The sequence below is a fragment of the Haloarcula sp. HT12 genome (genome assembly GCF_055271655.1).
Window position 1 is genome coordinate 279,442 of record NZ_JBUXKW010000005.1, and the last position, 25,608, is coordinate 305,049.

General features: G+C 64.4%; 25 protein-coding genes and 1 tRNA gene. 15 read left to right on the top strand and 11 right to left on the bottom strand.

What is annotated here, in order from left to right; translation table 11 throughout:
• The first annotated feature begins 38 nt into the window (after positions 1-38).
• From ACY9XZ_RS17805 to ACY9XZ_RS17820, 4 genes are all read left to right on the top strand, one after another.
• Positions 39-341: a DUF7518 family protein gene (locus tag ACY9XZ_RS17805; protein WP_463458361.1), complete on the top strand. Its 303-nt coding sequence runs from the start codon at positions 39-41 to the stop codon at positions 339-341.
• A 21-nt stretch (positions 342-362) separates the two neighbouring features.
• Positions 363-3,950, top strand: coding sequence for a chromosome segregation protein SMC (gene smc, locus ACY9XZ_RS17810; RefSeq protein WP_463458362.1), 3,588 nt, complete (start codon positions 363-365; stop codon positions 3,948-3,950).
• On the top strand, positions 3,943-4,962 hold the full coding sequence (locus ACY9XZ_RS17815) for a segregation/condensation protein A (protein WP_463458363.1): 1,020 nt from the start codon (positions 3,943-3,945) through the stop codon (positions 4,960-4,962). Before smc ends, ACY9XZ_RS17815 begins: the two co-directional genes overlap by 8 nt.
• An 83-nt stretch (positions 4,963-5,045) precedes the next feature.
• Positions 5,046-6,149, top strand: coding sequence for a site-2 protease family protein (locus tag ACY9XZ_RS17820; protein ID WP_463458364.1), 1,104 nt, complete (start codon positions 5,046-5,048; stop codon positions 6,147-6,149).
• A gap of 33 nt (positions 6,150-6,182) precedes the next feature.
• Here the strand turns inward: ACY9XZ_RS17820 and ACY9XZ_RS17825 are convergent, their stop codons facing one another.
• Positions 6,183-6,833 (bottom strand): hypothetical protein, encoded by a 651-nt coding sequence (locus ACY9XZ_RS17825; protein WP_463458365.1) that lies wholly within the window; start codon positions 6,831-6,833, stop codon positions 6,183-6,185.
• Between the two features lie 48 nt (positions 6,834-6,881).
• Positions 6,882-7,118: a DUF7576 family protein gene (locus ACY9XZ_RS17830; RefSeq protein WP_463458366.1), complete on the bottom strand. Its 237-nt coding sequence runs from the start codon at positions 7,116-7,118 to the stop codon at positions 6,882-6,884.
• A gap of 94 nt (positions 7,119-7,212) precedes the next feature.
• On the opposite strand from ACY9XZ_RS17830, the gene ACY9XZ_RS17835 reads away from it, so the two are divergent.
• Positions 7,213-7,464 (top strand): hypothetical protein, encoded by a 252-nt coding sequence (locus ACY9XZ_RS17835; RefSeq protein WP_463458367.1) that lies wholly within the window; start codon positions 7,213-7,215, stop codon positions 7,462-7,464.
• A gap of 21 nt (positions 7,465-7,485) precedes the next feature.
• Here the strand turns inward: ACY9XZ_RS17835 and ACY9XZ_RS17840 are convergent, their stop codons facing one another.
• The 4 genes from ACY9XZ_RS17840 to ACY9XZ_RS17855 form a co-directional block, all read right to left on the bottom strand.
• Complete coding sequence (locus ACY9XZ_RS17840) at positions 7,486-8,184, bottom strand: SDR family NAD(P)-dependent oxidoreductase (protein WP_463458368.1); 699 nt, start codon at positions 8,182-8,184, stop codon at positions 7,486-7,488.
• A 91-nt stretch (positions 8,185-8,275) separates the two neighbouring features.
• Positions 8,276-8,521: a hypothetical protein gene (locus ACY9XZ_RS17845; protein ID WP_463458369.1), complete on the bottom strand. Its 246-nt coding sequence runs from the start codon at positions 8,519-8,521 to the stop codon at positions 8,276-8,278.
• Positions 8,522-8,735: 214 nt separating this feature from the next.
• Positions 8,736-9,170, bottom strand: coding sequence for a hypothetical protein (locus tag ACY9XZ_RS17850; protein WP_463458370.1), 435 nt, complete (start codon positions 9,168-9,170; stop codon positions 8,736-8,738).
• A 12-nt stretch (positions 9,171-9,182) separates the two neighbouring features.
• On the bottom strand, positions 9,183-9,620 hold the full coding sequence (locus ACY9XZ_RS17855; protein ID WP_463458371.1) for a pyridoxamine 5'-phosphate oxidase family protein: 438 nt from the start codon (positions 9,618-9,620) through the stop codon (positions 9,183-9,185).
• 196 nt (positions 9,621-9,816) lie between these two features.
• Between ACY9XZ_RS17855 and ACY9XZ_RS17860 the strand changes: the two genes are divergently transcribed.
• A complete protein-coding gene (locus tag ACY9XZ_RS17860; RefSeq protein WP_463458372.1) occupies positions 9,817-10,407 on the top strand; it encodes a HalX domain-containing protein in 591 nt (196 codons plus the stop codon).
• A 196-nt stretch (positions 10,408-10,603) separates the two neighbouring features.
• On the opposite strand, the gene ACY9XZ_RS17865 is transcribed toward ACY9XZ_RS17860, so the two are convergent.
• A tRNA-Met gene (locus tag ACY9XZ_RS17865) sits at positions 10,604-10,748 on the bottom strand.
• A 145-nt stretch (positions 10,749-10,893) separates the two neighbouring features.
• Between ACY9XZ_RS17865 and ACY9XZ_RS17870 the strand changes: the two genes are divergently transcribed.
• Entirely contained in the window at positions 10,894-11,904 is a 1,011-nt protein-coding gene (locus ACY9XZ_RS17870) for a DUF7115 domain-containing protein (protein ID WP_463458373.1), read from the top strand.
• A 178-nt stretch (positions 11,905-12,082) separates the two neighbouring features.
• On the opposite strand, the gene ACY9XZ_RS17875 is transcribed toward ACY9XZ_RS17870, so the two are convergent.
• Positions 12,083-12,472, bottom strand: coding sequence for a DUF5830 family protein (locus tag ACY9XZ_RS17875; RefSeq protein ID WP_463458374.1), 390 nt, complete (start codon positions 12,470-12,472; stop codon positions 12,083-12,085).
• A 51-nt stretch (positions 12,473-12,523) separates the two neighbouring features.
• Here ACY9XZ_RS17875 and ACY9XZ_RS17880 point away from each other — a divergent pair, with 51 nt between their 5' ends.
• On the top strand, positions 12,524-13,183 hold the full coding sequence (locus ACY9XZ_RS17880; RefSeq protein ID WP_463458375.1) for a TVP38/TMEM64 family protein: 660 nt from the start codon (positions 12,524-12,526) through the stop codon (positions 13,181-13,183).
• On the opposite strand, the gene ACY9XZ_RS17885 is transcribed toward ACY9XZ_RS17880, so the two are convergent.
• Both ACY9XZ_RS17885 and ACY9XZ_RS17890 read right to left on the bottom strand, forming a co-directional pair.
• Entirely contained in the window at positions 13,161-15,692 is a 2,532-nt protein-coding gene (locus ACY9XZ_RS17885; RefSeq protein ID WP_463458376.1) for a PAS domain S-box protein, read from the bottom strand. The two genes, ACY9XZ_RS17880 and ACY9XZ_RS17885, sit on opposite strands and share 23 nt — an antisense overlap.
• A gap of 46 nt (positions 15,693-15,738) precedes the next feature.
• Positions 15,739-15,861: an HVO_2523 family zinc finger protein gene (locus tag ACY9XZ_RS17890; RefSeq protein WP_004591539.1), complete on the bottom strand. Its 123-nt coding sequence runs from the start codon at positions 15,859-15,861 to the stop codon at positions 15,739-15,741.
• Positions 15,862-15,966: 105 nt separating this feature from the next.
• On the opposite strand from ACY9XZ_RS17890, the gene ACY9XZ_RS17895 reads away from it, so the two are divergent.
• The 4 genes from ACY9XZ_RS17895 (at position 15,967) to ACY9XZ_RS17910 (ending at position 18,646) form a co-directional block, all read left to right on the top strand.
• Positions 15,967-17,487, top strand: a complete 1,521-nt coding sequence (locus tag ACY9XZ_RS17895) for a sulfite oxidase (protein WP_463458377.1) — start codon at positions 15,967-15,969, stop codon at positions 17,485-17,487.
• A gap of 149 nt (positions 17,488-17,636) precedes the next feature.
• Positions 17,637-17,882: an antitoxin VapB family protein gene (locus ACY9XZ_RS17900; RefSeq protein WP_463458378.1), complete on the top strand. Its 246-nt coding sequence runs from the start codon at positions 17,637-17,639 to the stop codon at positions 17,880-17,882.
• On the top strand, positions 17,879-18,274 hold the full coding sequence (locus ACY9XZ_RS17905; protein WP_463458379.1) for a PIN domain-containing protein: 396 nt from the start codon (positions 17,879-17,881) through the stop codon (positions 18,272-18,274). The genes ACY9XZ_RS17900 and ACY9XZ_RS17905 overlap by 4 nt, the downstream gene beginning before the upstream one ends.
• A gap of 81 nt (positions 18,275-18,355) precedes the next feature.
• A complete protein-coding gene (locus ACY9XZ_RS17910; RefSeq protein ID WP_463458380.1) occupies positions 18,356-18,646 on the top strand; it encodes a DUF7526 family protein in 291 nt (96 codons plus the stop codon).
• 83 nt (positions 18,647-18,729) lie between these two features.
• On the opposite strand, the gene ACY9XZ_RS17915 is transcribed toward ACY9XZ_RS17910, so the two are convergent.
• Positions 18,730-21,846, bottom strand: coding sequence for an adenosylcobalamin-dependent ribonucleoside-diphosphate reductase (locus tag ACY9XZ_RS17915; protein WP_463458381.1), 3,117 nt, complete (start codon positions 21,844-21,846; stop codon positions 18,730-18,732).
• Positions 21,847-22,412: 566 nt separating this feature from the next.
• On the opposite strand from ACY9XZ_RS17915, the gene ACY9XZ_RS17920 reads away from it, so the two are divergent.
• The 3 genes from ACY9XZ_RS17920 to ACY9XZ_RS17930 all read left to right on the top strand — a co-directional run bounded on the left by ACY9XZ_RS17920 (position 22,413) and on the right by ACY9XZ_RS17930 (position 25,602).
• Complete coding sequence (locus ACY9XZ_RS17920; protein ID WP_463458648.1) at positions 22,413-22,985, top strand: J domain-containing protein; 573 nt, start codon at positions 22,413-22,415, stop codon at positions 22,983-22,985.
• Between the two features lie 37 nt (positions 22,986-23,022).
• The gene (locus tag ACY9XZ_RS17925; protein WP_463458382.1) at positions 23,023-23,706 is read left to right on the top strand and encodes a phosphoglycolate phosphatase; all 684 of its coding nucleotides are present in this window, start codon (positions 23,023-23,025) and stop codon (positions 23,704-23,706) included.
• A gap of 264 nt (positions 23,707-23,970) precedes the next feature.
• Entirely contained in the window at positions 23,971-25,602 is a 1,632-nt protein-coding gene (locus ACY9XZ_RS17930; RefSeq protein ID WP_463458383.1) for a GTPBP1 family GTP-binding protein, read from the top strand.
• Positions 25,603-25,608: the final 6 nt, after the last annotated feature.

Consider the following 25,608-nt stretch of genomic DNA (forward strand, 5'->3'; position numbering starts at 1 on the left):
ACGTAGGTATAAGTGTCCAGAATGGCTGGGTAACGGGTATGTGCGGCAACCGAGTCGAGGAACTCGAAACGCGCGTCAGAGAACTGGAAGCGTCGGTCGAGGGACTGACCGACGAACTCGTCGAATGCAAGGTCCGTATCCGGGAACTCGAAGCCACCGTCGACGAGGACAACGGGTTCAGCGCCGACGAGTCCGGCTCGGAGGAATCGGCCGCCACCCCAGCAGAGGCCGACACACCTAACACCGAGGATACCGACGAGGTTGATAACAGGGAGGAAGCCGAGGCCGCGTCGGAGACCGAGACCGAAGAGGACTCGGAGTCCGACATCATCGTCGCGTAGGGCTGTCGGCCACACCACCGCATGCATATCAAAGAGCTCGTCCTCGACAATTTCAAGAGCTTCGGGCGTAAGACCCGAATCCCGTTCTACGAAGACTTTACCACTATCAGCGGCCCGAACGGCTCGGGCAAGTCCAACATCATCGACGCGATTCTGTTCGCGCTCGGACTCGCCCGCACCTCGGGCATCCGCGCCGAGAAGCTGACTGACCTCATTTACAACCCCGGTCACGCCGACGAAGACGCCGAGTACGACGGCGAACGGCAGGCCAGCGTCGAGGTGATTCTGGCCAACGACGACCGGACGCTGTCACGGTCACAGGTCGTCAACGCCGCCGGCACGGAAGACGTGGGCGACGTTGACGAGATCGCCATCAAACGCCGGGTCAAAGAGACCGAGGACAACTACTACTCCTACTACTACATCAACGGCCGCTCGGTCAACCTCTCAGACATCCAGGACCTGCTCGCCCAGGCCGGCGTGACGCCGGAGGGGTACAACGTCGTGATGCAGGGCGACGTGACCGAGATCATCAACATGACCGCGGGCTCCCGCCGGGAGATCATCGACGAAATCGCCGGCGTCGCCCAGTTCGACGCGAAGAAGGCTGACGCCTTCGACGAACTGGAAGTCGTCCAGGAGCGAATCGACGAGGCCGAGCTCCGTATCGAAGAGAAACAGGAACGACTCGACCAACTCGAAGACGAGCGCGAGACGGCGCTCAAGTACCAGGACCTCCGCGACGAGAAAGAGGAGTACGAAGGGTACCGCAAAGCTGCCGAACTCGAAGACAAGCGTGAGGAACTGGCAGCCGTCGAGGAAACTATCGCCGAGCTGGAAGCGGAACTCCAAGAACTGCAGACCGAACTCGACGAGCGCCAGGGCGCGGTCATCCGACTGGAGGACGAACTCCACGAACTCAACGGGGAAATCGAGCGCAAGGGCGAGGACGAACAGCTCGCCATCAAACGCGAGATCGAGGAGATCAAAGGCGACATCTCCCGGCTGGAGGACAAGATCGAGTCCGCCGAGGAGACCGTCGAGGCGGCCGAGAACGAGCGCCGGCAGGCGTTCGTCCAGATCGACCGTAAGCAGGAGACCATCGACGACCTGGAAAGCGACATCCGCGAGACGAAGGTCGCAAAATCCAACGTCAAGGCCGACATCGCCGAGAAGGAGTCCGAACTCGCCGAAGTCCAGCAGCGCATCGACGAGGTCGGCGAGGAGTTCCAGGAGGTCAAGGACGAACTGGAGGAGAAACGCTCGCGGCTGGAGACGCTCAAAAGCGAGAAGAACGACCTCCAGCGCGAGCAGGACCGATTGCTCGACGAGGCCCGGCGGCGCTCGAACGCAGAGGACGAGAAGCGCGAAGCCATCGAAGACGCCGAGGCCGAGATTCCGGACCTCGAAGCCGATATCGAGGACTTAGAGACGGAACTGGAGAAGGCCGAGCAGAACAAGGCGACCATCGGCGAGGTCGTCGACGACCTGCGGGCCGAGAAGCGCGAACTCCAGTCGGACTTAGACGAGTTAGAAGACGAAATCAGCGCGAAACAGCAGGAGTACGCCCAGCTAGAGGCGAAAGCCGGCGAGGACGGCGACTCCTCGTACGGCCGCGCGGTGACGGCGATTCTGAACGCCGGTCAGGACGGCGTCCACGGCACCGTCGGGCAACTGGGCGGGGTCGACCCCGAGTACGCCACGGCCTGTGAGACGGCCGCCGGCGGGCGACTCGCTCACGTCGTCGTCGACGACGACAGCGTCGGCCAGCGCTGCATCGAGTACCTCAAATCACGCAGCGCCGGCCGGGCGACGTTCCTGCCGATCACGCAGATGCAGAACCGCTCGCTGGGCTCGCTGCCCAGCGCCGACGGCGTCATCGACTTCGCGTACAACCTCGTGGACTTCGACCGCGAGTACGCGGGCATCTTCTCGTACGTCCTCGGTGACACCGTCGTCGTCGACAGCATGGACACCGCCCGCGAACTAATGGGCAACTACCGGATGGTCACGCTCGACGGCGACCTCGTCGAGAAGTCCGGCGCGATGACCGGCGGTTCCTCCTCGGGCACGCGATACTCCTTCTCCGGCGGCGCTGGCAAGCTCGAACGGGTCGCCACGCGCATCAACGAACTCGAAGACGAGCGGGCGGACGTGCGTGAGGACCTCCGGGACGTGGAGGAGCGCCTCGACGACGCCCGCGACCGCGAGTCCGACGCGACCGAGCAGGTTCGGGACATCGAGACGAGCATCGAGCGCAAGCAGAGCGCACTGGAAGATACGCGTGACCGCATCGACCAGTTGGAAGCCGATCTCGAAGAAATCGCCGCGGAACGCGAAGACGTGGCCGACCAGATGGACGAGCTGGAGGCCGACATCGAGGAAAAGACCGAGGAAATCGACGCGCTCCAGAGTGATATCGACGACCTCGAAGCCGAGGTCGAAGACTCCGAACTGCCCGACCTGACCGACCAGCGCGAATCCATCAAGGACGACATCGACGCGCTGGAGGACCGCCAGAGCGAACTCGACGCCGAACTCAACGAGTACGAACTCGAAAAGCAGTACGCCGAGGACGCTATCGAGGACCTCCACGACGACATCGAAGCGGCACAGAACCGCAAGGCCGAACACGAGGAGCGCATCGAGGACCTCGAAGCGAAGGTTGCCGAAAAGGAGGAGTTGCAGGCCGAGAAGGAGCAGGCTGTCGCCGATTTGGAAGAGGAACTTTCGGAGCTCAAGTCCGAACGCGAGGCTCTGAAAGACGACCTAGGGGAGGCGAAGGAGGCCCGCGACGAGCAACAGGCCGCCGTCTCCGAGATCGAGCGGGACCTCGAATCCGAACAGGAAACCGAGGAGCGCCTGGAGTGGGAGATAGACGAACTCGAAGCGCAGGTCGGCGACTACGACCCGGAGGACGTGCCCGACCACGACACAGTCGAGCGGGAAATCAGCCGACTGGAGACGGAGATGGAGAAGTTAGAGCCGGTCAACATGCGCGCCATCGAGGAGTACGACCGCGTCGACGACGACCTGCAGGAACTCGAAGACAAGAAGGCGACGCTGGTCGAAGAGGCCGACGGTATCCGCGAGCGCATCGACACCTACGAGGCGCGCAAGAAGGAGACGTTCATGGAGTCGTTCACGGAGATCAACGACCAGTTCCAGAACATCTTCGAGCGGCTCTCGAACGGCACCGGGCATCTCCACCTCGAAGACGAGGACGACCCCTTCGAGGGCGGGCTGACGATGAAGGCCCAACCAGGCGACAAGCCGATCCAGCGGCTGAACGCGATGTCCGGCGGCGAGAAGTCGCTGACGGCGCTGGCGTTCATCTTCGCCATCCAGCGGCACAACCCCGCGCCGTTCTACGCGCTTGACGAGGTGGACGCCTTCCTCGACGCGGCCAACGCCGACCTCGTCGGCGAACTGGTCGATGAACTCGCGGGCGACGCCCAGTTCGTCGTCGTCTCGCACCGCTCGGCCATGCTCGAACGGTCCGAGCGGGCCATTGGCGTGATGATGCAGGGCGACAACGTGAGCGCCGTGACCGGTATCGACCTCTCGGGCGAGGGCGACGGTGACGAGGAGGTGCCAGCCGATGACTAGCGAGCCGCCACGCGGCTCGGAACAGTCGAGCGGGGAACGTAGTGACCCGCGAGGCGATGAAGACACGGGAGATCAGGCGGATGACATCCCCCTGAACATCACCGGCCACGAGGACCGCGAGCCGCCCGGTGAATCGGGCGACGCCGCGGCACTGCTGGGTGAGTCCGCCGATGCAGACGACGATACGGCGCAGGACAGTTCCGAGCACGACTCTGACGACGGCAGCGATGAGGAGGACGTCGAACCGGTCGAGGTACTGGTCCAACTGGCGGATGACGGTGAAATCGACCCCTGGGACATCGACGTGGTGCGGGTCACCGACAAGTTCCTCCAGCGCATCGACGACGCGGACCTGCGCACGTCGGGGCGGGCGTTGTTCTACGCGAGCGTCCTCATCCGGATGAAAAGCGACGCGATGCTCGGCGAGGATGACGACGAGGAGGACCCCGTCGAGCCGTGGGAACAGGCGATGCACGAGGACGCGCCCATCGAGGAGCCGGACCCCTTCGCCGCGCTGGAGTCGGAGATGGACCGGCGGCTCGAACGCCGCCGTGCCCGCGGAATGCCACAGACGCTGGACGAACTCGTCCGGGACCTCCGCGACGCCGAGCGCGAATCGTGGTGGAAGGAGTCCCGCGAGTACGACACCAGCGACTCTCCGAGCGGGTACGACCGCGGGACGCAGGAGCTGGACTACCGCGGGGCCGACGACATGCGCCTGGACGAGGAGCCGTCGGCGGCCGACGTGACCGGGACGGCCCACGCCGAGAACATCGACGACATCATCGCCGACGTCCACGACGCCGTCCGCGAGCAGTACGACCAGGGCCGCGAGGAGGTGCTGTACCGCGAGGTCGACACGGCTGGCGGGACCCGCGTCGAGACGTTCCTCGGGCTGCTCTTTCTCGCCCACCGCGGCCAGGTCCGGCTCCAGCAGGACGACCTTTTCGGCGACCTCTGGATTCAGGACCCCAGCGCCGCGACCGGGTCAGACGAGGCTGTCGCGGACTGACCGAGTCAGCCGTGACTACGGCTCACCGTACACGCAGTGGGCCAGCAAACAGGTTCAAACGCATCGAACCCTAAACGTAAGTAATGGCGACCCAGTCCTCGCCGCCGGAGCTACCGGACCCGGAAGCGCTCGCTGACACGTTCCACGTGTACGAGATCGACAGGACCGCCGAAGACGGCGTCCGGTATTACGGCGAGCCAATGACCGAGTCCGAACAGGTCATCCACCGCATCGCGCCGGCGTTCCGCCAGCGCGGGTACCGCGTGGCGCTCAAGCGAGAGATGGGCGAGTGGGTGCTGATCGCGCGGGAGCGGTCGCTCGGCGTCGACGGGATCCCGTGGCTGAACGTCGGGCTCGCCGTCCTGACGCTGGTGTCGACGCTGTACGCCGGGACCCGCTGGTACGGGCTGTCGGTCCTCGAAGACCCGACAGCCATGCTCAAGGCGTGGCCCTTCGCCGCGGCGGCGCTGGGCATCCTCGCCGTCCACGAGTTCGGCCACTACGTCATGAGCCGCTACCACGAGGTGGAGGCGAGCCTGCCGTACTTCCTCCCGTTCCCGAACGTGCTCGGGACGCTGGGCGCGGTCATCAGCATGAACGACCATATCCCCGACCGCAAGGCGCTGTTCGATATCGGCGTCGCCGGGCCGCTGGCGGGCCTCGTCGCGACCGTCGTCGTGACCGCCATCGGCGTGACGCTCCCGCCGGTGGAGGTGACCCGCGGCATTGTCACGAACATCGAACTCGGCTACCCGCTGTTGCTACAGGGCATCGCCGCAGCGATGGGTGAACAACTGGAGTACGCGAACCCCCGCCTCCTCCCGAACCCGGTGGTCATCGGCGGCTGGGTGGGCGCGTTCGTGACCTTCCTGAACCTCCTGCCGGTCGGACAGCTCGACGGCGCACACGTCGCCCGGTCGCTGTTCGGCGACCGCCTGTCGCTGGTCCAGCTAGCCGTCCCCGTCGCCCTGTTCGGCCTCGCGGGCTACCTCGTCGTCTTCGAGGGGGGCCGCGCGGCCGGACTGTGGGCGTTCTGGGGTATCCTGGCGCTGGTGTTCGGTCGGCTCGGCTCGGCGACGCCGCTGGACGAGTCGCCGCTGGGGCCGGGCCGCTGGGCTATCGGCCTGGTGACGTTCGTTCTGGGGATGCTCTGTTTCGTTCCGGTGCCGCTCGTCATCACGATGTAGCGGTTTCTCGCTGTCCGACCGCCCACCGACGACTCACAGCCCGTACGGATCGTATTCCGGTCTGTTGTCGGCGTCGGCGGGGAGCGCATATCGGTCCCGGAACTCGGTACGTAACTCCTCAGCGCTGGCGGTGAACAACACGGCGACGCCGTAGGGGCGGGAGTACGTGTCGGCATCGGGCGCGTCGGGGTCGATGAAGAGCGCGTCCGTCGGCGGTTCGCCGATACCGGGGAGTTCGGTCAGCAGTGATTCCATCGGCACGAGGCCGGTGAGCACGCTCGGGACGAACGCGCCGCCGGGCAGCGGCGCACGCGGTTGCACGAAACACTCCGCGACCGGTTCGCCGTCTTCTTCGAGCACGGTGCTCGCCGGGCGTTCTAACCCCGGTTCCCAGAGGTCCGCCGCTACGTCGGGAACCGCGGCATCCACGGCAAAGTCCATCGTGACACAGTCGCGGCGCTCGAACGAAAGCAGCGACCAGGCCTCCTCCGAGTCATCGGGGTCACCGCCCAGCGTCGCCTCGACGAGATCGCCCGTTCGGAGGTCGTCGACTGCTGGCTGTCGCTCGCCGTAGCCGGACTGGTAGACGGTGTAGAGCCGCGTCGCGTCGGTGTCGAACAGATTGATGTGCGGGACCGCGTCGACGACGCGATAGACCCTGAACACGCCCGTACGCTCGTCCATACTTCCCCGACGGGTTCCATCGTCAAGACTCCGCGGACTCGCCGCCGGTCAGCCGGCCGTCATCAGCCGGAGCCAGTCTGTCAGGCAGCGGTCGCTACAGTGGTGGTGGCGCTGTCGTTCGCCGTCCGTGTCCAACACTCCGACGACGAGGTGCCAGTCGTCGGCGTACACGTGGCCGCCACAGACCACGCAATCGCGCACCGTCTCGTCGTCCGTCAGTTTCCCCACGGACACCGTCTCGACGTAGTAGGTCCCTCCGAGAGCGTACGGCGTTTCCAGCTCCATCGAACCTGTCTGTGGACTACACACCCCTAAATGACGGGGTCAACGCGGCGTGTCCGACGTAACACGGAGGTACCTTCGGTTCCAAGACACAAGTATGAGTCAATCCACGGACCTCCCGGATCCGGACCCGGAACAGCTCCGCCTGGCCGTCGAACGGCTGCTCGACGAGACAGTCGACCGCGACGAGGCGTTCCACCTCACGGCCGACGACATGTCGGTCTCCGTTCCGGTGCGGTTCGGTTCGGATTCCCCACAGGCGACGTGGCGGTTCGACGGCGACGTGACGATCTCAGTCGACGGCGTTCGGGGGCCGCTCAGGGAATGGGTCGACCTCCTCGAAGAGTAACCGGCATCGGAGCCGAGGCGCTCAGAACGCCTCGACGTGGGGCCGGAGGTCGAGTTCCAGCGTCCACGCCGAGCGGTCCTGTTCGACGAGATGCCAATATGACCGGGCGATCTCGTCGGGGTCGAGATACGACTGCGCGTCGCGGTCGGCCGTGTCCGCGGCGTTCGGCGGGAGAATCTGTCCGTCGATGACGACGTGGGCGACGTGGATGCCGTCGGGACCGAGTTCCCGCGCCATCGATTCGGCCAGTCCCCGGACGGCGAACTTGGCGGCGCTGAATCCGATTGCCCCGTCGCGGCCCCGGACGGCGGATGTCGCACCGGTGAAGATGATCGTCCCGCCGTCGCCGGCCAGCATATCGTCGATGGCCTCCTGTGAACAGGCCAGCCCGCCCATCGGGCCGACGGCGAGCGCGTGCTGGAACTCCTCGTGTGTGATATCCCGTGTCCCCTTCCATGCACCGCCGCTTGCGTGGTTCACGAGCACGTCGACGGGGCCGAACTCGTCCCGAACCCGCTCGAAGCCTGCCGTTACTTGTTCCGGACTGGTAATATCAGTCTGTACTGCAAGCGCATCGTCGCCGAGCTCCGCCGATAGTGACTCCAGATACGACGACGACCGGGCGAACAGCCCGACCCGACAGCCTTCACCGATGAACGTTCTGGCAAGCGATTCGCCGAGACCGGGGCCGACACCTGCGATGACTGCCGTCCGTGACATACACACACGAACGACTGGCGGGTGGATGAAGGTATGGTCACAGCGCCAACGGAAATGGAGGCCCACAATCCGAACGGGCTGGAGTTCCCTCTCAGTCGTCGCCTCTGTGTGAGTGGCCGATGAATAGTGCCACGGCGTTACAGACGACGAGCGCCACGAACGCGACCCGCGTCGCCCCGGAGTTCAGGCCAGTAATCAGTAGGGGGAGATACAGAAACGGGAGCGCGATTGCTGTCCAGAACGCGATGCCTCGAACGGCGGGGACAAGTGATTCGTCGAACTCCGGTAAGGACTCATCGAACTGGGCGAGTAATTCGTATGCGGACGAACTTGACATAGAGGGGACCTACCCACGGCTTCTACTGGAGATATCTTATAACCTGTAGAGGTTTCTGCCCGTTTCGCTTCGTTTCACGCACAGCAGCTCTCTACTCGTTCATTTTACTACCGGCTAAGCAGCGTTTAGACGTTTCATCGACGATGCAGCTGTAGCGTGAGATGTTGTCTCACTTCTGTTCTCGGTGACTATTCTGTCAGTCGCACCAAAGCGTCTACGGGCCGAGTAGTGACACGGTTACGTCGTGTTCTGTCTCGGTTAGTGTCGTGCTATCGACGACGTGGTCCGGAAGCGACTCCCGCCACTCGGCGAGCCGTTGCTCGTGGTAGGTCCGATGGCGGTCCACCGAGTACGTCTCGTCGTCCGCGGCTCGGAGTTCGTCGGCGGTGTCGTCGGGCGTCGGGTACGGCGGTGCGTCCGCGGTCAGTAGCGAATCGGGTTCGATATGAATCGTTGCATCGTCGGCGTCATCGGGCTGGACGACGTGAAGCCGGGCCCGCATCCGGCCGCTGAACGGCGGCGTGACGCGTAACACGGTCTCTGATCCGTCCGCAGTCGCTTCGACGGCTGAGACGAGATCGGTCGCGCTTATCGCGAGTGATTTGATATCTGTCGGGTCGGTGTCCATGGCTGAGTCTGTGGGTCCCATTGGTGCAGGCTGTTACATCCGGTTGCTGTAGTCCCAGGTGTAGAGACGGTCGGGCGTGATGGTGATCTGTATCTCGCGGCGGTCGGGTGCGAGCAGTCGGTCGGCTAGCGGCGAGTCGGTCCCGCCGAGGTAGCGGTGCAACAACTCGGTGAGCACTGTCTTGTCGTCGTCCGCCGTCATCGTGGCTGTCCCGTTGCCTCTGACGCCGCGGTACGGCGGCTCGTTCGTCGAGACTTCGAACGAGACGGTGGGGTCGTGATCGAGGTAATCGACAACTGCCGCGTCCGCCCCAGTCGCGCACTCGAAGGCACCGTCTACGAACCGGTACCACAGCGAGAGCATCCAGGGCTTGTCTGCGGGCGTTCGGCACCCGAGACGGAGCGGCACAGTTTCGGCGTCGAGAAACTGTTCCATCTCCTCGCGCGTCCACGGTCCGGAGACGGTCACCATACACACAGTGTAGGGTCGCCGCTGTGTTAACATCTCTGGGATGAGTCACTGGATAGTGACAGGCCGTACGCACAGTGGAGCAGTCAACTATCCAACTATGGCGTTCTCAGAGTCGATAATCCACTGGCTAGATTTATATTGGTGTTTCGAAAATTCGCCATGAGAGCAGTACGTGTGCCGACAGGAGGGACAATAAATGCAAAAGCGCGTCGAGCCGGAGGAGGCAACGGTTCTCGTAGTCGACGATGAGCGAGATATCGCGGACCTGTATTCGACGTGGCTGCTGGCCGCGCACGACGTTCGGACCGCACACAGCGGTCCGGAGGCGCTCCAGTTGGTCGACGAGTCCGTCGACGTCGTCTTTCTGGACCGCCAGATGCCCGACATGAGCGGCGACGAGGTCCTCGATTCAATCGCCGATCAGGGCATCGATCCGGCAGTAGTGATGGTGACGGCCGTCGATCCGGATTTCGACATCGTCGAGATGCCCTTCGACGAGTACCTGACAAAGCCGGTCAGCCGCGAAGACCTCCTCGACACCGTCTCGGAGATGCTCCTCCGGACCACGTACGACGACCAGGTTCAGGAGTACTTCGCGGTGGCATCAAAGAAGGCGGCCCTGGAAACCCAGAAGAACACCTCGCAACTCGAAGCCAGCGACGAGTACCAGACCGTCAGCGAGCAGTTCGAAGAACTCCGCGAAAGCGCCGACGCCATCGCCGCGGAGATCGATGACTTCGAAGCCGTGTTTCAGCAGTTCCCCGGCGGCGGCCTCACGTCGGACTAACTGCCTGCGATCTCTCTCCCGTGGAACTATTGTTTGATCCTCTGAACAGTCGTTGACAACCGCGACCGTGTTCGGGAGCGACACGGCGAAGACGCGCTCCGCTCGTTCAACGTGCCCTTCTTCTGGCTGGTCGCGTGCTGTTTGCCGGACACGGGCCGGTGATACTGCTGGCTGCTGGTCGGTGTGATCCGGAAAATGCCCGGGGAGGGCTCCGAACCCTCGATCTCCGCATGGCCCAGGTCTGGGGCGTGACGAGCGCCCCGGGGTCATGACGGGTGTACTACCGCATGAGTCGAGAGACCCTATGAGTGCGGCGCTATGTCCAGCTAAGCCACCCGGGCGCGGGTGCATTCAGCCGTTGGCCGTTAGCCGTCTTGAAGGTTCTCATCTCCGCCGGGACTGTGGTGCAGTCCCACGCTGTGCGCCTCTAGTCGGCGCTGATAATCGACCCGCGGATTTAAGCCACCACGCAGGTATGCAGGCAGTATGGAGATACCAGACCTCGTCCAGCAGGAACTCGGGGACGAGGAGATCCGGGGCGGTGTCAACCTCGGCGACGAAGACGCGGCCTGTTTCACACCCACCCGGACGCTCGTCTACCGCGGCGAGGGCCTTCTCAGCGACGAGAAGGTCGCCAGCTATCCACACGACTTCGAACGGCTCACCGTCTCGGAAGGCCGGCGCAAGACCAAGTTCTCGCTCGTCTACACCAGTGAGAAGCTCGAACTGTCCGTCCCTGGCAGCCGCGGCGACGCCGTCCTCGAACGGCTGCTCGAAGGCAAGCTCACCGTCTCCGGCGGCATCGAGGCCGACGAGACTATCGCCGGCGTGTTCCGGTTCAGCGAACTCACGCTGGTCGTTACCGACCGCCAACTGCTCAAACACATCGGCAACGTCACCTGGGACGCCGACTACGAGGCGTTCTCCTTCGACGACGTGACCGGCCTGGAGTTCGAGGAGGGCAGTGTCGCGACGGCTGTCGTGCTCTCGTTCAATGAACGCCCGGAGCGCATCAAAGCGCCGTCCGAGCAGGCACCGATGGTCCGGAAGACACTCGAAGAGGCCCTGTTCGCGTACCACGAAGTCGGTTCGCTGGCTGAACTCAACGCCAAGGTCGGGGCCGACCCCGAGGAGAGTGCTAGTGACGCCGGCAACGGCCTCGGTCTCGAATCCGGTATCGACCCGCTTGTGAGCAACGACGAGGAGGCCGGTGACGGATCCGAAGCCGAATCCGCGAGCGCCAGCACGCAGGCCACGACCGCATCGACCAGCGAGCAGGGGACCACCGCCGAAGCACGAGCGGGGACCCAATCCAGCGACACAGCCGGCATAGACACCGACTCGGTCGACCCGGACACCACCGCCGACCCCGATATCGCCAAACTCGAAGCGCAGGTCGCTGAACTGACCGCCGCCGTCGAAGCCCAGAACGAACAGCTCCAGAAGCAAGAGCGCACCATCAAACAGCTCATCAAGGAACTCCGTCAGGGCCGCTGAGACTGCTGTTTCTGGCTTATTAGTGCCGCTACGATACTTTGGCTGCACACGGCTCCGTACGTCGCCGTTCGCCTAACCGAGGCCGTGGCCTCTGTCGCGGCCACGGTCTCGCTGCTCGCGGCTCACGTCGTTCACCGCTCGCATAATCGAGGGCCGCTCCCTGCGGTCGCGCCCCTCGCTATTCCCGCCCTAACACTTTCCGAATACACGTCGACCCGAACGGTCCCAGTTCGCCATCATCGAACTGGACAAAATGACCCGTGCTGATAGCCGCTCCACAGCGCTGACACGAGAACTCGCCCTCACGGACGACCACATCGCTGTCGAAGTTCACGTACGACCCCTGTGACCGCGGGCGGACGACGCCGTTCTCGCGTTCGATGAGGCCGCGCATCACTGCGGTGTCGAGTATCTCACGCTGGACCTGGGGATTGGTCGTCACCGTCTCGATACGGTCGAGGGCGTCGGCGACGGACAGCTCCCCGTGTTCCAGATGGGCGAGCAGTTCGACGCCGAGTTCGACCGGGTCACGCGTCTCGGACACAATCGGCGTTTCAACCCCGAGCAACGTAAAAGATACCACAAAGCGTTTGTCGATTGCTACCGCTGAATTGGGTAGATGGACCGCCTCGCGAAGCGACAGCTGGTCGGGACCGCCGGGCTGGTGGTAGTCGTCGCCGTTGCGACGACGCTGCTCACACCCGAGCGGGTGGTGGCCCAGACCATGCATCTCGCCGACCATCCCGTCTACCTCGCCGGCGTCATCGTCGGGCTGTATCTGGTCCGGCCCTTTTTCGCGTGGCCGACGATGCCGCTGTCCGCGTTCGTCGGGTTCACGCTCGGCATCAAGTACGGCTTCCCGGTCGCGCTGATGGGCGCGCTCGTCACCTGCCTCATCCCCTACCGGTTCGCCTTGCGGGCCGGCGAGCAAGGCGGGATGTTCGGCTGGCTCGGGGACTCCGGCCGGCGGATCATCGAGGTGACCGGCGAGACGCGTGGCGTCCTCGCGGCGCGGCTCTCACCGGTTCCTGCGGACCCCGTCTCCTACGGGGCCGGGTTCGCCCGCGTCTCGCCACGCTCCTTTGCCGTCGGGACGTTTCTCGGCGAGATTCCGTGGGTCGCCGTCGAGGTCGCCGCGGGCGCGTCGTTGCGGTCGCTGACGCTCACTGGCCTCACTATCGACGCGCTCCCGCACGTCCTGCTGTTCTCCGCGGCGCTGGCCGTGCTGGTGCTCGCCGGCCCGGCCTACCGGCACGTCAGCGCGCCGAACTCGTCGTGAACTCGAACCGCGCGCCGCCGCTCTCGCTCTCCGTCACCGACACTGACCAGCCGTGGGCCTGTGCGACCTCGGCGACGATAGCCAGCCCGAACCCGGTCCCCGCGTCGCTCGTGGTGTAGCCGCGCTCGAACACGTCAGTTCGCTCTTCGGGCGGGATTCCGACGCCGTCGTCGGCGACGTAAAACCCGGTGTCAGTCGTGCCGACGGAGACGGTGATCGGGGCGCCGTCCGCGCGACGCCCGTGTTTCACAGCGTTGCAAAACAGGTTCTCGAACACCGCTCGGAGCCGTGCCGCGTCGGCTTCGATCGTCGCCGTCCCGAGCTTTTCGAGCGTGGCATCGCCGGTTTCGACATCGACCCAGGCCTGGCCTGCGAGGGCGGCGATGTCCACCATCGCCGTTTCGCCGACCGTATCGCCCTGCCTGGCGAGTGTCAGCAGGTCGTTGATGAGTTCGTCCATCCGGTCGGCCGCGGACTCCGCCGCCTCGAGGTGCGATACGTCGCCCGACGTCCGGGCGACCGATATCCGCCCTTTGACCACGTTCAGCGGGTTCCGGAGGTCGTGGCTGACGACGGACGCGAACTCCGAGAGCTGTCGTTCCCTGTCTTTCCGCTCGCTGATATCGCGGATGACGCCCGCTGTGCCGTTGAACTCCCCGTCCGCTGCCGGCAGCAGGGCGATATGGATCTCGATAGGCGTGTGGTCCCCGGCCTCGTCGACGATATCCGTCTCGAAGGTCATGTTCCGCAGGGTCGGATCAGACAGCATGGTCCGGATGAGCTCGCTGCCGCGGTTGATGTCCTCGCCCGCCATGATCGTGGAGATGTGTTCGCCGATGAGCTCGTCCGGTTCGAACCCCGCCAGCCGCTCTATCGCTTCGTTCACGTAGGTGAACACGCCCTCGTCGTCGAGCGTGTACACCGGGTCGCCGACGGCCTCGATGATCGTCTCGTAGCGTTCGAGTTCCCGCTCGCGTTGCTTGCGCTCCGTTGTCTCGCGCATCACGCCGACCGAGCCGTCGAAGGCACCGTCCTCGTCGAACAGCGGTGCGATCCTGTCCTCGTTGATTCGGACCGTCCCGTCGGCGGATATCGTCCGCATCTCGTAGGCCGCCCACGTCCGCTCGTCGTCGTCAAGCAGGTCTCGGATGAGTGCTGTCCCTCGCTCGACATCCGATTCAGGCATGAACCGGCCCGGCTCCGAGCCGATGATCTCCGAGCGGTCGTACCCGAGATGAGCGGCCATCGCCTCGTTTACCATCTCTATCCTCCCGTCGGTATCGAGGACGTACATCGGGTCCCCGACGTTCTCGACCAGCGTGCGGTACTCCCTGAGCTCCCGCTCTCGGCGTTTCCGTTCGGTGATGTCCCGGCCGATGCCGGCGATCCCGAACAGGTCGCCACGCCCGTCTTCGATGCGCGACCCTCTGAACTCGTATTGGAGGCGCTCGCCGTCAGCCGTCTCGATTCCGGCCTCGACGGTGCCGTACCCGGTCTCTATGGTTTCCTCGAATACGCTCCATAATTTCTCGTGGTCTGCATCCACGATGAGCTCCTCGATACCGATTGACGCCAATTTCTCGTTGGTGTAGCCGGTCACTGACGAGACGGTGTCGTTCCACCGGATCAGGCTGCCGTCGGCACCGACCACATAGAACACATCGTCGATAGAGTCGATGAGCTTCTCCGTGAACGCGCGTTGGTTCGCGAGTTCCCGTTCGCGCTCCTCGCGTGCGGTTACGTCGGTGATGAACCCTTCGAGGATCTCGACGCCGTCGTCGTCAGTGCCGACGACACGCCCGCGCTCCCACATCCAGCGGGTTTCCCCGTCGGCCGTCTCGATCTGGTAGGAGACTTCGAACGGCTCGCCGGCCGCGATACAGGTCTGGACCGTCTCCCAGAGGCGCTCTTTCTCCGAATCTTTGATTAGCGTCCCCCAGGACACGTCGCCGCGCTCGAACGCCTCCGAACTGTAGCCCACGAGCTCCGCTGCGCCGTCGCTGACGAACTGCATCGGCCAGTCGGATTCGTTCCGTGCGCGATACACCATCCCCGGCAGGTTCGAGATGAGCGTCGACAGCATCCGCTCTGACTCTTCGAGCGCGGTCTTTGCCCGCCGCTCCTCCACAGCCCGCTCGATACGGTTGGCAAGCACGGTGTACTGGTCCGTCCCGACCCCTTTCTGGAGGTATTCGGTGACACCGGCAGAGATGGCGTCACTCGCGATCTCCTCGTTTCCCTTGCCCGTAAAGAGGATAAACGGTAGCTCCGCGTACTCCTCGCGGACGACCTTCAGAAATTCGAGCCCGTCCATACCCGACATGTCGTGATCGCTGACGACACAGTCGAACGCGTGCTCGGACAACCGGTCTAACCCATCGGTCGCGCTTTGCTCGGTACAGACGGAGATATCGCCGTGTGTTTGCTCCAGGTGGACCGCAACGAGATCGCCAAGATCGGGGTCATCGTCGACATGCAGCACCGAAATCTCGTCCCCGTGACCACTCATACCACCTATCTAGTTGTTCTCGGATATTAAACCAGCGAGCGTATCGTCAGTAGAACGTGTCAGCGCAGTCATACACGACGCCGTGCTCCGGACAGACGTACTTGCAGTGGCGGTGGTACATTGCCCGTTCACAGAGCGGGCAGGGCCGACCGCCGGGCTGCTCGTCCATGGTTCCGTAGAACATCGCCGTTCGCTTGTGTCTTCCGGAGTTTCGGAACGGAATCCGGACGAAATTGGAACAATCCCTTTTGCTGGGTAGCCATTCAATCCGAGCATGACTGACGACATTCTCGACTCGCCCGGCGGTCGGTTGCTTGTCAGCGTGGCTGCGGCCGTCGCGGGCCTGGCCGGCTCATACGCAGTGACCGGCTACGCCCCAACGTTCGTCGCCTCGCCGATTGAGCGGACGCTCGCGCGGTCGATGCCCGGCGTCGTGGTCTCGACAGCTATCTCGACGCTCGGCAGCCTCGGCCAGCAGCTCAACCTCCTGCTCGCTATCGTCATTGCGGGGCTGTTCATCGCGCTGGCAGCCAGAGCAGCCATCCTCACCGGGCAACTGGCGAACAACCGCGCCCTTCCGGTCGTCGGGACGGCTGTCGTGACCTGGGCCGTCGCGGTCGTTCTCACCGGTGAAGTCGTCCTCGCCGCCGGCCCGGCGGTTCCCGCCGCCGCCGTCGTCGGACTCGCACAGGCACTTGACGGACTCGATGGTCCGACGTCCCCTATTTCCTCGAAACGGCGGCGAGCGCTCTCGACGGTCGGCGCGGCCGTCGGCGCGGCGACGGTCGGCTACGCAGTTGGCAACCAACGGACGGTCGCCGCGACGGGTGACGATGCGCCCGCACTCAATGCACCGGGGGCTGATCTCGACGACGTCGACGAAAAGCTCGCTGTCGCAGCGGACGCCTCCCTCGGCTTCGACGACATCGATCCGCTGGTCAGCGAGAGCTTCTACGAGGTCGATATCAACTCCATCGACCCGGAGCTCTCGACCGCGGACTGGTCGCTGTCGATCACCGGCGCTGTCGAGGAGGAGGTCACACTCACCTACGAGGACATCTTGGAGATGGACGCCGAAAACCGGTTCGTCACGCTCCGTTGTGTCGGCGAGAGTCTCAACGGCTACAAGACCGACACGGCGCTGTGGACCGGCGTTCCCGTCGATACTCTCCTCGACGAGGCTGGCATTCAGAGCGGCTGTGAATGTGTCATGCTCCGGGCCGCGGACGACTACTACGAGGAGTTCCCCATCGACGCGCTACGGGGCGGGATGCTCGCCTACGGCATGAACGGGAAGGTCCTCCCGCGCGGTCACGGCTACCCCGTCCGGGCGCTGGTTCCCGGCCACTGGGGCGAGGTCAACGTCAAGTGGCTCTCTGAGATCGAAGTGCTCGACGAGGAAGCCGACGGCTACTGGGAGAAACGCGGCTGGCAGGGGACCGGCCCCGTCAATCCAGTCGCCAAACTCCACCACGAATCGATGCTTTCCGACGGCCGCCGGCGCATCGGCGGCCACGCCTACGCCGGCCTGCACGGCGTCCAGCGCGTCGAAGTCTCCACTGACGGCGGCGAGACGTGGGCGGACGCAACGCTCTCGGACCAACTGCCAGCCGCCAGCGGTGACGGCCCCGCAGAGGACGCCTGGCGACAGTGGGAACACACCTACGACCCGCCGTCCGGCGGCCACACCGTTGTCGTCCGGATGGTCGACCAGCGCGGCGAGGTGCAGCCTGAGGAGGAGACCGATTCCTATCCCAGCGGTGCTTCGGGCTGGGTCTCCAAGCAGTACTCGTAGCCATGCGGTTCCCTCACATTGGACCGGAACCAATCGTATAGACGGGCTTGTTGTTCGCAGAACAGCAGTGATGTACCGATCATTTGGGCGTCGTCTGTGAGACGGCGTTCAGGAAAAGATTCAAGCGAGCTGTATACGAACGTATACACATGGGGACAAAATCTGTTCGGCTCGATGAAGACGTCTACGAGCGAATCAAAGCTCACAAGCGGGAGGGAGAGACGTTTTCCGAGGCTATTGACCGGCTCACGAGCGAGTACTCGCTGCTGGATTTCGCGGGCGGCTACTCGGCCGACGACGCCGACCACCACCGTGCATTGCTCGACCAGGCCAACGAGCAGGCGACGGCGGATCGACAGGACCGGCTCGAACGGCTGGGACTCGACACTGAATGATTCTCGACACGGAGTTTCTCATCTCGTTGCAGGCCGAGGAGCCTGGGGCAGTCGAACGGGCGGCGGAACTCGAAGCCGACGGGGTGCCGACCCGCATTCCGACAGTCGTCATTCAGGAACTGTACGTCAGTGTCGGTGCTGGCGGGGACCCGAACGAAAACGCCCGTGCGTACGACGCACTGGTCGCCAACAAACCGGTCGTTCCGCTCGACGAGAACATTGCTCGCCGGGCGGGCGTCCTCGAAGGGGAGCACCTCACGAGCGACTCGAAGCCAACGCTCGGCCCCGGCGACGCGATTGTTGCAGCGACCGGGCTCGTCCACAACGAACCGGTTGTGACGAACGATACCGATTTCGAGACTGTCGATGGTCTTCCGGTCGAACTGTACTGACCGCTGTTTGCACACATCTTGTGGTAGTGGCACCTGCCATAGAAGCGAGCGGCACATACCGCTCTGGTCCCTATCGCAGATATGGACGAGACGATCGCGGGCGAGGTCATCCACGTCGTGGAACCGGCCGAGCACGAGGACTACGACTTCGAGCCCGAGATGGCGTCGCTTGCGGACTCACGCTACGTCATCGTCTGCCGCAAGGGCGGGAAGCCGTCGTGGCTTGAACGGATAGCAGCCTTTCTCCGCCGCCAGCCCATCGAGCCAGTGACACTCGTCGCGGACTCGGCGGCCGAGGAGGGCGCGGAAATCACGGCGATTGTCGAGGAAACGACGATAGCCGGCGTGTACAACGTCACGGAGTTCCGGTAGCAACACACGGCGGTACAGCACGAAGGAAAAACGAAAGGTCTCAGTTGCGGCGAAATCCTTGTCCGCGTTTCAGGCTAGGGCGTTCAGCACTCGGACCAGCCACAGGACTCGCAGGTCTTGCACCCCTCCGAGTAGTACAGCGACAGCGAGCCACAGTCAGGACACTCCGGACTCTCGCCGGCGTCGATGATGTCCTGCTGGTCGTCGTTCGCGTCGGATGCGGCTGCCGCGCCGCCGTCGGTCTGGGTCTTCGTGTTGGCCTCGGCCTCTCGTTCGGTCGCACCTTCAGCTTTCTCGGCGGTCTCCTCAAGCGTGGTCTGGTCGGGGTAGGCCTTGTCGACGTCGCCGTCGAGGTAGCGACGCAGGGCCGTACCGATGGCGTCCGGGATGGACTGGATCTGCTCGCCCTTGTCCCAGGCGACCTTCGGCGACCGGATGCCCTGGAGTTCGTCGGCGATCTCCTCGGGGTCGACGCCCGAGCGCAGCGCCGTCGAGATAGTCTTCGCCAGCGCCTCGGTGAAGGAGGCGGTGAAGCCACCGGAGTTGCCGATGTTGGCGAACAGTTCGAACGGCCGGTCGGCCTCGGGGTCCTCGTTGATGTTGACGTAGAGCTTCCCGTAGCCGGTGTCGATGCGCTGGGTCACACCGTGGAGCACGTCCGGCCGGGTCTGCTTCTCGGCGTACTCGGCGTCCCCGTCGGCGACGCCGAGCACCTGTTCGATGGAGTCGTCGATGGCAGCCTGGACGGCGTCGTCTTCGAGGAACCCTTCGATACCGCCGAAGACCTCCTCGATCTGGGCGACGATCTCGTCGGCGTCCATATCGGAGAACTCGGTGTTCTGGGCGCGCGTCGTCAGCACCTGCTTGCTGCGGGTGCCGTCGCGGTAGTAGGTGACGCCCTTGCCGCCGTGGTCGTAGATGTACTCGAACACTTCGGCGGCATCGTCGACGGTCGAGTCGTTTGGCGCGTTGACCGTCTTCGAGATGGCGGAGTCCACGCCTTCCTGGCAGGCCACCTGAATGCCGGCGTGTTGCTGGGCCGACAGGTCGCCCGTGGTGACGAATAGCTCTCCGATAGCGTCCGGAACGGTCGTGAGCCCGTCCACGCCGTCGAACTCGTTGTTGGCCATCTGCTCCTGGGCCTCCTGCTTGACGGCGTCGACGTCGATGTCGTTGTCCTCCAGCGCGCGGAGGAAGTAGTCGTCGAACTCCACGAGCATCTCGTCGCCCTGCACGTCGTCGGAGACGTTCTTGTAGTAGGCGACGTTGTAGATCGGCTCACACCCACCCGTCGTGTTGCCGATCATCGACGTGGTGCCGGTGGGCGCGATAGTCGTCGTGTTGTGGTTCCGGATTGGGTAGCCGTCTTCCCAGTCCTCGGCGTCCTCGCCGGTCTGCTTCTCGAACCAGTCGGGGTACTCGGTCGGGTTCGCGTACTTGGAGTTCTCCCACTCGGTGAAGACGCCCCGTTCCTCGGCGAGTTCGTGGCTCGCGGCCTTGGACCCGTGGTTGATGTGCCGCATCGTCTGCCGGGCGATCTCGTTGGCCTCGTCGGTGCCGTAGGCGACGCCCAGTTGGATGTACAGCTGGGCCAGCCCCATGATACCGAGGCCGATCTTGCGCATCTCACGGACCTTCTCTTCGATCTTCTCGACCGGGAAGTCCGACATCGTGACGACGTTTTCGAGGAAGCGGGTACCGAGCTCGATGCGTCGGTCGAACTCGTCCCAGTCGATCGCTTCTTCGAGGAACGCGTCGATGGCCGCCTCGGTCGAGTCGTACTCGTCGGCGTGGGCCTCCGACCAGACGCGCCAGTCCGGCGCGTCCGTGGCGGCCAGCGTCGAGAGGTTGATGTGCCCGAGGTTGCAGGCCTCGTACTCCTCGAGGGGCTGTTCGCCACACGGGTTCGTGGCGAGAATCTCGTGGTCGGGGTGTTCCTCGACGTCGAAGGAGTGCTGCTTGTTCACCCGTTCGAGGTAGATGACGCCGGGCTCGCCGTTCTCGTGTGCGCCCTCGACGATATCGTCCCAGAGTTCCTCGGCCGGAATCGAGAGTTCCTCGCCGACCTCAACGTGCTCGCCGAGGCCGAACATGTCGTACAGTTCCTTCGTCTCCTCGGTGACGATGTGGGCCTCGCCGGTTCGCGGGTTCGTGAAGGTGAACTCCTCACCGGCCTTCAGCGCCTCCATGAAGTCGTCGGTGACGCCGACGGAGATGTTGAAGTTCGACAGGTGGCCCTCGACGGCGTTGCGAAGGTGCTTTGGCACCTTGCCGTCGTCGTCGATGAGTTCCCGGGCCTCCTCCAGCGCTTCGGCGAAGGAGTTGTGCGTGAAGTCGTCCGGGTCGTTCAGGCGCAGCGTCTCGGCCAGCGAGACGTCCTTGTTCTTTGCGTGGATGAACTGGATGACATCCGGATGGGAGACGCGCATGACGCCCATCTGGGCCCCGCGGCGGGCACCACCCTGGGCGATGGTCTCGCACATCTGGTCGTACGTTCGCATGAACGTGATGGGACCGGAGGCGATACCGCCGGTCGAGCCGACGGGGTCGCCGTACGGGCGGAGTTTCCAGAACGCATAGCCCATGCCGCCGCCGGACTGGAAGACCTGTGCAGCCTCCTTTGCGGTCTGGTGGATGTCGTCGATGTCGTCGCCGGGCGAGTCGACGAAACAGGCCGAGAGCTGCTGGAGCTCGTCGCCGGCGTTCATCAGTGTCGGCGAGTTCGGCATGAACGAAAGCTGCTCCATCTGCTCCTGGAAGGCGTCGGCGGTCGATTCGACGTGTTCGCGGACGCCCTCTGGCAGTTCCGGCACGACCGTCTCGTAGGCGAATTTGTTGACGTTGTAGACAGAGAGTTCGGTCTCGACATCGTCGTCGACGGACGTTCCCTTGCCGAACACTTCATCGGCGAGTTCGTCGCGGCGCGGGTGGTCGGGCTTTAGCTGGTCGGGCGAGACGTGTACGTCGACACCCTGCTTGTCGGCCTCGAAAACGGCCTCGGCGAGCGCGATGTTCTTCGCAACGCGGTCGAAGAGGTCTTCGGGCTCCTCGATGAGGTCGCCGTTGGCATCCTTCCGGAGGTAGCGAGCCGGGAGAATGTTGTGGTAGGCGTTGCCTGTGAGTCGCTCTTCGATAGTGTCACCCTCGGTACGTTTGATCGGGAGCGTGATCTCGTCGGCGGAAAGGTCGCTGTTACTCATCGCCCGCTCCTCCTCCCGACAGCGGCCGTCTGTCGGTCGATACCCCTCGTCGTAGCTACCCGTGATCCTGTCATTTCTGGCGGCGAATACGTATTCATCGATAGCGTTTAATCCTTCTTGTCTGCGATTCGGCGGCGGCCGTAGCGGTTCCCGGAGTCGCGGCTACGGTGCTCGACGAACTGTGCTGGTGACGCGTGAAACGATAGTCGCGTACAACGGAATAGATGCCGTCGATTCTCCTTAATACTGTCCAGACCGAGGTGAAAGTGAAAACCCCGCCCCGTGAACCACCAGACGTGAGCGAAATATCCAGTGGAAACCAGCGGGGGTTCAGGGGCGGCAATACACGCTCACTAACAGTCTGTAGGGAGGGAGTAAGGCCGTGTCAGACGTACTGTCATGGTGCGGTTTTGGCAGAACTTGTCTATCAGTCCGTGCGGTGTCGATTCAGTGTGTCGGTGCGCCGTTCTAGCCCCGGTGAGATCGCCCGCTATCGGGCCCGATACACGGACGAGTCGGGAGTGAGAGGCGGGACGCTTACAGGCCTGTGGACCGAAGACGTGTACGTGCAGTACGACGGGCTCACCAAGGGAATCGCAGTGGTGTTCGGAGGCCTGACAGTCGTCCTGACAGCGGTGGGGCTCTTGATCAATCCCGCGGTGCTCTTTCTGGCGCTCATGTTCGGCGCGTCGACGTATTTCATGTACTACCATCTCAGCGGGAAGATGGCCGCGAGCCTCTACGAGCGTGTGGAGCGACAGGCCGCACAGAACACGGGGAGCGCTCGTCGGGGTGGGTTCGGGGCCGGTCCGCGGGAGGAGTGGGAACCGCCGCGGGACGGTCGCCGAGCGCGTCGCTCGCGAGCGACCCAGGGCGGCCAACGGCGCCGCCGACGAGCATCGGGCCAACAGCGCCGCCAGACAACGGACAGCCGGCAGCGCCGACAGCGCGTTCAGTCATCGGGACCGACTCCGGCGGAGGCCTACAGGCAGCTAGGCCTCGATCCGGATGCTGACCAGCGTACGATCAAGCGCGCCTACCGGGAGAAGGTCAAGGAAGTCCATCCCGACACCGACAGCGGGAGCGAGGCGGAGTTCAAGCAGGTGCAAGCGGCCTACGAGACGCTGACCGACGACTGACCGCAATCCACATATCCGCCGCTCCGAACCCGGATGTATGGACAGCGACACGCCGCCCCTTATCGTCGACATCGACGGGACACTGACAGACGAGAGCCGGGCACTGGACCCCCGCGTCATGCCGGTCCTCCGTGAGTGGCCCGCACGCGTCGTCATCGCGACTGGCAAGGCGATGCCGTTCCCGATTGCGCTGTGTGAGTTCCTGGGTATCGAACGGACGGTCGTTGCCGAGAACGGCGGCGTGGTGTTCGTCGAAGCGACCGACGAACTCAGACTGGAAGGCGACCACGAGGCGGCGCTGGCGGTCGGCGAGGCATATCGGGACCTAGGTCACGACCTCGGCTTCGGACAGATCGACCTGGCGAACCGGTGGCGCGAGACCGAGCTCGTCGTGTCGCTCGACCAGCCGCTCGAACCACTGGAGGAACTGGCCGCCGAGCAGGGGCTTGTCGTCCTCGACACTGGCTTCGCCTACCACGTGACGGACCCGGTGGTCGACAAGGGAACTGGTCTCGAAGCGGTGTGTGCGGAACTGGGTCTGGAGCCGGAAGCGTTTCTGGCGGTCGGCGACTCGGTGAACGACGCCCAGATGTTCGATCTGGCTGGAGAGGCCGTGGCCGTCGCTAACGCCGACGAGACGGCACTGGAACGGGCCGACCGGGTGACCGACGCGACCTACGGCGACGGCTTTCTCGAAGCGGTCGCACCGTACCGGGACTGACAGTCGTGTGACCGACGTTCAGACCAGTCGCTGAGCGGAGTGGCAAACAGGCGGCGCCATGACCGAGTTGGCACGCGGAGCGGCGCCACACAATCGCAAACTCCGCGTGGCAGTTCAGTCCACGAGCCGGTCTGGCTGCGCCTTCACGTATAAATATCCGTCCGAGTACTACTGTGAGAGACACACTCAGCCACCGGATTCAGGAGCCCTCTGGAGCCGTAAATCCGGGGAAGGCTTATGTCTGCCCCACGGTAACGAGGGGATATGAGCCCCGACCGGGCTGTCCTCCGGCGCGCGCTTGACCGCGGCGAGCGGGAGGGCGGCAGCGTCGAGTTCAAAGAACGGCTCACCGAAGAGCTCCACCTGTCCGAGGGGCGACTCGAATCCCTCGCAGCACAACTCCGCCATCGCGTACTCTCCGGGGACGGGGAGGCGACGTACGTCGTCGGTGTGACCGACGATGGCGGTCTCGCCGGCATCTCTCCGGCGGAGTTCTCCGAGTCGATGGACGTACTGAGCCTGCTGGCCGAGGAGGCTGGCGCACACATCGAGGAGGTGAAAACGTGGGGCGTCGACGGCGTATCCGAGAACGGATCGGCGGCGAAAGACGGTATCGTGGGCGTCGCGACGGTCTCGGAGGGATCGGTCCTCGCTGATGATGACCACATTGTCGTGGGAACCGCCGGCCACGTCGACCACGGCAAATCCACGCTCGTGGGGTCGCTGGTCACCGGCGACGCCGACGACGGCGAGGGTGGGACCCGTGGCTTTCTGGATGTCCAGCCTCACGAGGTCGAACGGGGGCTATCCGCGGACCTCTCCTACGGCGTCTACGGCTTCGACGAAGAGGGTGAGCCGATCCGTATGGACAACCCGCATCGGAAGGACGACCGAGCGCGGGTCGTCGAAGCATCTGACCGGCTCGTCTCCTTCGTCGACACCGTCGGACACGAGCCGTGGCTCCGGACGACGATTCGCGGCCTCGTCGGGCAGAAACTCGACTACGGACTACTGACGGTCGCGGCCGACGACGGCGTGACCGAGACGACGCGGGAGCACCTCGGTATCCTGCTGGCGACGGACCTCCCGACGATTGTCGCCATTACCAAGACCGATCTGGTCGACGAGGAGCGCGTCGCCGAGGTCGAACGCGACGTCGAGCAGGCACTGCGGGAGGTCGACAAGACGCCGCTCCGGGTCGAGCGCCACGGCGTCGACACGGCCATCGACGAGATCTCCGAGACCGTCGTCCCCGTCGTAACCACCAGCGCCGTCACCAAGGCGGGGCTGGACGACTTAGACGAGATGTTCGAGGCGCTGCCCAAGACCGCCGGCGAGGTGGGCGACTTCCGCATGTACGTCGACCGGACGTACAACGTCCAGGGGGTCGGTGCGGTCGCATCGGGCACTATCAAGTCTGGCGAGGTCGAAGCCGGCGACGAACTCCTGCTGGGACCGATGCAGGACGGGAGCTTCCGCGAGGTCGAGGTCCGGTCTATCGAGATGCACTACCACCGGGTCGACGAGGCCAAGGCCGGCCGCATCGTCGGTATCGCGCTGAAAGGCGTCCGCGAGCAGGACATCGAGCGCGGGATGGTCCTGCTCCCGGCCGACGCCGACCCGTCGCCGGTCCGTGAGTTCGAGGCCGAGGTCATGGTGTTGAACCATCCGACCCGCATCGGTGACGGCTACGAACCCGTGGTCCACCTCGAAACGGTCAGCGAGGCCGCCGCGTTCCACCCGGAGGGCGGGCAGTTGCTCCCGGGCGACGCCGGCACGGCCCGGGTCCGGTTCAAGTTCCGCTCCTACCTCGTCGAGGAGGGCCAGAAGTTCGTCTTCCGCGAGGGGAGTTCCAAGGGCGTGGGCACCGTCACTGATATCGACTTGGCGGAGTAGCGGTCC